The organism is Pseudoalteromonas sp. TB51 (assembly GCF_000498055.1).
GTDB classification, from domain to species: Bacteria; Pseudomonadota; Gammaproteobacteria; order Enterobacterales; family Alteromonadaceae; genus Pseudoalteromonas; species Pseudoalteromonas atlantica.
Genome location: NZ_AUTO01000165.1, coordinates 1 through 1,739 on the forward strand (window position 1 = coordinate 1; position 1,739 = coordinate 1,739).

General features: G+C 39.0%; 1 protein-coding gene and 1 pseudogene. Both read right to left on the minus strand.

The window, feature by feature from the left end; genetic code table 11:
- Nucleotides 1–1,224, minus strand: a protein-coding gene (locus tag L650_RS23655) for an IS3 family transposase (RefSeq protein WP_128081053.1) whose coding sequence is annotated in 2 segments (ribosomal slippage) — nucleotides 1–873 and nucleotides 873–1,224 — 1,225 coding nt annotated over the 2 segments. Because the reading frame shifts where the segments join, the coding sequence is not laid out codon by codon here. This gene is flagged as partial in the annotation.
- 29 nt (nucleotides 1,225–1,253) lie between these two features.
- Nucleotides 1,254–1,739 (minus strand): annotated as a pseudogene (locus L650_RS0108630) (hypothetical protein); the annotation flags it as partial.

Genomic DNA, 1,739 nt, shown 5'->3' on the forward strand with positions numbered 1-1,739 from the left:
CTTGGTGCGAAAGCGCCAGGTCTTTTTTATGCACTTGATTTGGTGTTTTCATATCCAAACTTAAGTGCGGTCGCATTTCATTGTATATAAATATCGATTCTTCAACGAGCTGTTTTAACTCTGCCATATTGCGACATTTATACAGTAAAAACTCTTGCTTTAATATCCCGTTAATACGCTCTGCTAATGCGTTTTGATAACAGTCATACCCATCGGTCATCGATGGTCTAATGCCCTCTTTTAATAGCGCATTTTGATATACTTCAGAGCAATATTGTAAACCTCTATCTGAATGATGAATGGCATCACGTTTATATACGCGTTGCTTAATTGTCATTTCTAATGCTCTGACTACATCGGTTGCTTTCATTTCATCACTCAGCTCATAACCCATTATTTTTCGACTGTAAGCATCAGTGACTAACGATAGGTAATGCACGCCTTGCGCTGACTTTACGTATGTAATGTCACTAACGAAGACTTCCTCGGCCGCAGTAGGCATGTATTCCTTTAGTAAATTGGGATGCTTGCGCATCCAATGGTTACTGTTTGTTGTTTTAGTGTAATTTTTCTTTGGTTTTACAAGAAAGTCATGCTCTCTCAAATAATCAAAAAAACAATCACGACCTAGTTTAATGCCACGCTCTTGCAGGTCTGGCTTTATCATCAGATAAAGTTTCTTCCCACCAATACGAGGCATGAATTGCCGCCAGTACATCACTAATTCTTTGACTGGCTCCAATTCTTTATTCCGAGCATCTATTCTGCGCATAGCTTGATAGTAACCTTGTCGCGTTACGCCATATGCACGGCATAACGGAGTAAGCTTTATTTGATGGTTTTCTTTTGCGCGCGTGATAGCTCGGATATGTACTTTTTTCGCAAGCCCGCTCCATATTCTTCATCCATAATATTAATCATTTCATCTTTGATTAAATCCTTTAGGCGTAACTCTTCTATCTCGCGCTCTAAACGTTTAATTTTTTGTGCTGGGGTTTCTTTCGATTTAGGCATGTTGGCTATATAAGTTGGTTTAGACCAATCTAATTTACCATGTTTTCGCAGCCATACCAGAACGGTACTGCGGCCTTGAATACCGTAATGACTTTGCGCTTGTTTATAGGTGAAGTCGCCTTTTTCTACTTGCTCAACAATAGATAATTTAAAGCCTAATGTATAATCTCGCTGAGTACGCTTAACGTCTTTAATTTTAGTGGTTTTCATAAAATAAGTCCTAAATGTGTAAACACATTTCAGGACAAGACAGAATTATCATTAAATAAGGCGCTGCCTCTAATTTTGTAAATTTGCCGCATAGTTTTACCTGAGCCTGGTATTCTTTCTTTCGTCTTTAAGCGGTTTTCTTTAAGTTCACTATCACGCAATACAAGCGCCCCCTTATCTCTGAGCAACCTAGCAACACGTAAATGATCATTCCCCTTGCATATAACCTTTTCAAATGCTGTTGGATAAACATAATAAATAACGTCTTGTGTATCGCCATCAAGAGGGCTTTTACTGTCTAAGTGCTCTCTATACCCCCACATCTCACTGGGCGTTGGTACATGGGTATCTATTATCGTACTGGGATTGTCAGCCATTGTTTTAGTGGACTTATCCCAGCGTTTAAATTTAGATTCACCGTATAAGTCAAATTGCTGCTTAACATGGTCAAATAACTGCTTGTCCTCCATGTTCCCCTCACCGCCTCTAGTATTAAGCCATGAGTTAAAACATTC